Raw genomic sequence first — 4670 nt, 5'->3', positions numbered from 1 at the left:
GTCTAATTACAAGGGTTATGAAATCCTGCGAATAAGTGAGCATTCGAGAGATATTCGTATCAAACTGAGGGAGTTCAACAAGGATTTTACCAATATTTGTAGAATGTTCTTTGTTACAAACAATTTTAGGAGGGGGTAACTTGAACAAAAACAAAGTTGGATGGTTGTTTTTAGGGCTTGCAGGGTGCTTCGGCTTATTATTTATTGCGATGGTAGGGCAAGGTTACGGATTATCAAATAGTCAAATACAGGGGAATTTGCAGTTGAATTTTATGGGGATAAAAATCGCAGACGGGATTACAACAACCGCAAGATGGAACCAGTATGGAACATATTTTTATCTATGGAGTTTAGTACCATTAACATTAACTATTTTCTGTTATCGCAAATTTTCAAAACTCGTACCAACTATTTCAAACTAATATATTTGAATTGCTGTCCTTTTAGGACGGCTTTTTTATCTATTGTTAAGATTGTGAAAGAGTGTTCTTAAACTAACGGGTGCGTTAGCTGAAGATCAGAGCTGTCTTTAAGGCAGCTCTTTCTTTATGCAACTATCGGGGCAGTTTAGTTCATGAAGGAGAATTACAGACATAGAAATGTTTATTACCACATAGGTGGGAGGGGATTATACCAAACAAGATTTACATTGTCAGACATTGCGAAGCACAGGGCAACCTTCAGAATCACTATTAACTAAAAAAGGTTTAAAACAGACGAAATTAATAATTTGGTCGGCCTTCATATTGGTCATTTATGGTAAAGTTACAAATAAAGGGGGAGTTAAATTGAGAAAGTATCTCGGCATAATATCAATTCTAATATTAATAGGAACCTACTTCATTTTTTATATACCTGGAATTGATAAATTACCTTTACCTTACTGGTTCTTGTATGTATTTCTTTTGACTGGCTATATCGCTGCTGCCTTTGCTTCATGGTACAGTCATAGTGGGTTTTGGAGAAGGGCTTCAGCAACGATTTTAATTATTCTTCCAATTGGTTTCATTATTATCGTAGTAGGAATTGCTATGACAGGATTGTAACGGTTTAAAAATAATTACTATAAACACTAACATGTGCGTTAGCTGAAGATCGGAGCTGTCTTTAAAGCAGCTTTTTCCTTATGGAACTAAAGGGGCAGGATAGTTCAATAAAGTGCATGCAATAAGGGAGGATAATGTGTGAGAGATAGAGGTTCGGTTGTGCTTATAGAAAATAACAAGGTTGGACTGATTAAAAGAATTAGGAACGGTTCTGTTTACTATGTTTTTCCTGGTGGTGGAATTGAAGAAGATGAAAATCCTGAAACAGGGGCAAAAAGAGAAGCTTTTGAGGAATTAGGTGTAAAAGTCAACGTTAATGAGTGCTTTGCAAAGGTTGAGTTTAACGGTACACAATACTTTTTCTTAGCTGAAATTATCGAAGGAACTTTTGGGACTGGACAAGGTGAAGAATACACCTATGAATCTAGAGATAAAGGTACATATTTGCCAGTATGGGTAGAGATAAAAAAATTATCACTCCTTGACGTTAAACCGAAAGAAGTTGCTTTAAAGGTACAATCTATCTTCAACTAACAGGTACTTTACTTCAATAAGGGAGTTGCATTGGCATCTCTTTTTCATAATGAACTAACGGGTTCGTTAGCGCCATAAGAAGGCCGCCAATTGGCGGCCTTTGAACGTATGATTCTAAAGGTTATGTTACATTGGATGAATTCAGATCTGTTGCTTATTAATAAAACAGATTTTTAGGCCGCATCTGCAACTTTTTTTATAAAAAGTGAAACCAAACATATCCTGAAAAACGACATACTATTGAACACAGTATAGAGAGGGGACCCTCACTTGAATAATGAACAAAATTTAATGGATCGCATCCGTAAAGGAGATGGGGAGGCATTCAGTCTGCTCGTGGAGGAAGTATTGCCGTCTGCCTTTAAAACGGCTTTCCTGATTCTCCGTTCAAAGGATCTTGCTGAAGATGCGGTGCAAAATGCACTTGAAGATTGCTACATTAGCATTATGAAAAATAAAGATATCCGAAAGTTTAAGGCTTGGTTTTATCGACTTGTGTACTCTCGAGCTATTGATATTTACCGTAAAAGCACTCGTATTCATTCTTCTACTATTGAAGAAAACCCAGAAGTAATAGTGAAAATGATTTCGGAATCTGCCCAGAACCGCGCAATTCAAAATGAAACGATGAAGGAAATACTTAATTTGATTTTTAGCCTTCCAAAAGAACAAAGCGTTCCCATTCTACTTTATTACTATGAAGACCTGCCAATTAAAGAGATAAGTCTTATTCTGGGTGAAAATAGTAACACGATCAAAACGAGGTTGGCACGAGGTAGAAAAAAACTCAGAGAAATAATGCAGAACAATAAATATGCGCTGGAGGTTTAATATGGGACATAAAAAAGATGATAAGCAGACATTGGAACAGCTCCAGATCCCAATATCTCTCGAGAGATTTACAAAGGAAATTCCTAAAAGGTATAGGGATGGAGAGTTTGCTGAAAGTAGAATAGAAAAAGTGAATCAGGAATGGACTCATTTCCAACGGAGTATGAGAAAACAATGGTCTTTTGGTAAAAAGATTGCCGCATTCACGATTGCAGCAGCAGCTAGTTTAGTTCTATTTATGGGGTCGGGATTCGTATCACCGACGATGGCAAAAATGCTGGCAAAGATTCCGCCACTTAGCTCCGTCTATGATCATGATGTAAATCTTTCTGATTTGATTACGAAAGAACTGAAAAAAGAAGGGTATCCAATAAAAGAGGTTCAGGAGCATATTGGTGGGGATAAGGAAGGGGTTTATATCTATTTAGAGGCATCTGATGAAAAAGTAAAGAAAATGAAGCCAGGAATTGAAAAAATTTCATTTAACATTCTTCACGGTGAAAAATTTAAGGGGACCAGGATTGAGGATTATTATGTCAGAGTAAGGAAATTTGTTGACGAGCCGAAGTCGTGGAAGAAGAAGCAGGCACGAATTGATAAGGAAATTACTGAGACTTTTGAAATTGTTAATCCCGTGCTGAAATCATACGGTTATGAAAATGCTTTATCGGCTAGCCCAGAAACTATTGAACTTGAATTTCCAAATACTGAAAGCAAAAAGAAGATTGCTGAAATTCAAAAAGCAGTGGAAGATGCATTAAAAACTGCAGGGAATAATTCCTTTAAAGTTAAAACTAAAACCTTTAATCTAGCTAAAAGAGAGCATTACAGCCGTTGGTCTGATGCGGTTACGGGAATTTGGCATGAATTCATAACTTATAAAAAATATCATGTTTCCGGTGTTGGTTACAAAAGCATTGACGGGGAAAAAATGCAGATTGAAATTCGCATGAATCTGCCAAGCACTGATTTGAAAACAGCTGAGCTAGCAAAGGAGCTTAACACCATGACTGAAGACTTCATCCATTCAGAGGAAATCTGGCAAAAAGTAAAGGACGATCCGTACGAAATCATCATTACTAGTAAAGATAAGAAAAGGATGAACGAATAAATCATTAATTAGAAAAGGGCCAATCTAAAAATGGCCCTTTTCTAATGGATCATGAACGAAAGTAACTTGCTTCGGGAAAATTAGGTATGTTATTTTCTTTATTATTGTTTGATGCAGCAATATTGTGAAAATAGAAACTAAAAGCATTATCATAATAAATCGTTTTATTTTCGTATAGACCCTGCCATTTTAAAGTTAATATGCCCTATGTAATTTATTTCAATTATAAGGCTTATTTCTGTAAGCCGAAAATTGCCAAACTAATGTGTTTTTTCTTATTAAGCTAACGTAGCTGGTTAGCAAGATTGTGAAGGTTTGTACTTAAACTAACGGGTGCTTTACTTCAATAAGGAAGGTTGCAGAGGCAGCCTTTTTTTTATGGCACTATCGGGGCAGGTTAGTTGCATTAAGTTTTATAATTTTCTTCGAAAGAATACCTTGCATTATAAAGTAATATAAAATATATTAATTCCAAGAGGTGGAAAAATTGGAGATTAATAAAGAAGTCTTAAAAGGTCATATAGACACGCTCATCCTGTCACTTTTACATAGGAGGGATATGTACGGCTATGAATTAGCCAAAATCGTTCGAGAAAAGAGTGATGATCAATTTGAATTAAAAGAAGGTACACTTTATCTGTCTTTAAAGAGATTAGAAAAGAATGAATGGATTTCTTCTTACTGGGGGGATGAGCAAGGACCAGGAGGAAGAAGAAAATATTACAAACTTACATCAATGGGTGAAGAAGGATTTGAACAAAAGCGTTTGGAATGGGAATTTGTAAGAGATGTGATTGATTCGTTTTTGGATTGGGGGAGAAAAAATGAAAGAAATTGAAGCATTTGTTGATTCGGTTTATCAAAATGTTGGCGGAAATAAAAAAGAAATACAAGAATTAAAAGATGAAATGAAAGGTCATTTATTAGAGGCTGTTCACGAGTTAAAATTAGAAGGAAAGTCTGAACAAGAAGCAATTGAAATTTCTATTGAACGTTTCGGCGGAGAAAAAGAAATGCGTTCTATCGTCGGTCAATTATTCAAAGCACAAAAGGTATTTGCCAAACGTGTGCTTCATATAGCGTTAACATTTTTTGTCCTTACTACTGTTGTCTGTGGAGTTTTATGGGCGTTGGATCAAGTAGATATG

The 4670-nt window shown here is 35.8% G+C and carries 7 protein-coding genes; all 7 read left to right on the top strand.

Translation table 11 applies throughout. The annotated features are described in order from the left end of the window. The first annotated feature begins 140 nt into the window (after positions 1-140). On the top strand, positions 141-422 hold the full coding sequence (locus tag N9I19_RS23935) for a hypothetical protein (protein ID WP_214772308.1): 282 nt from the start codon (positions 141-143) through the stop codon (positions 420-422). A 366-nt stretch (positions 423-788) separates the two neighbouring features. Then, positions 789-1046 carry a hypothetical protein gene (locus N9I19_RS23930; protein WP_317779210.1) on the top strand — a complete coding sequence of 86 codons (258 nt, stop codon included), beginning with the start codon at positions 789-791 and terminating at the stop codon, positions 1044-1046. A gap of 138 nt (positions 1047-1184) precedes the next feature. Next, entirely contained in the window at positions 1185-1580 is a 396-nt protein-coding gene (locus tag N9I19_RS23925) for an NUDIX hydrolase (RefSeq protein WP_317779209.1), read from the top strand. Positions 1581-1850: 270 nt separating this feature from the next. Then, the gene (locus tag N9I19_RS23920; RefSeq protein WP_249596056.1) at positions 1851-2411 is read left to right on the top strand and encodes an RNA polymerase sigma factor; all 561 of its coding nucleotides are present in this window, start codon (positions 1851-1853) and stop codon (positions 2409-2411) included. Between the two features lies 1 nt (position 2412). Then, the gene (locus tag N9I19_RS23915) at positions 2413-3522 is read left to right on the top strand and encodes a DUF4030 domain-containing protein (protein WP_317779208.1); all 1110 of its coding nucleotides are present in this window, start codon (positions 2413-2415) and stop codon (positions 3520-3522) included. A gap of 487 nt (positions 3523-4009) precedes the next feature. Next, positions 4010-4360, top strand: a complete 351-nt coding sequence (locus N9I19_RS23910) for a PadR family transcriptional regulator (RefSeq protein ID WP_289338216.1) — start codon at positions 4010-4012, stop codon at positions 4358-4360. Further along, the coding region (locus N9I19_RS23905) for a permease prefix domain 1-containing protein (RefSeq protein ID WP_317779207.1) at positions 4347-4670 on the top strand (324 nt) is incomplete at its 3' end. The genes N9I19_RS23910 and N9I19_RS23905, both read left to right, overlap by 14 nt.

Origin of the sequence: Peribacillus sp. CSMR9, assembly GCF_033141925.1 — a bacterium.
Classification (GTDB): Bacteria; Bacillota; Bacilli; order Bacillales; family DSM-1321; genus Peribacillus; species Peribacillus simplex_A.
The sequence above is the reverse complement of the archived record's forward strand: the minus strand, read 5'-3'. Positions and strand labels throughout refer to the sequence as shown.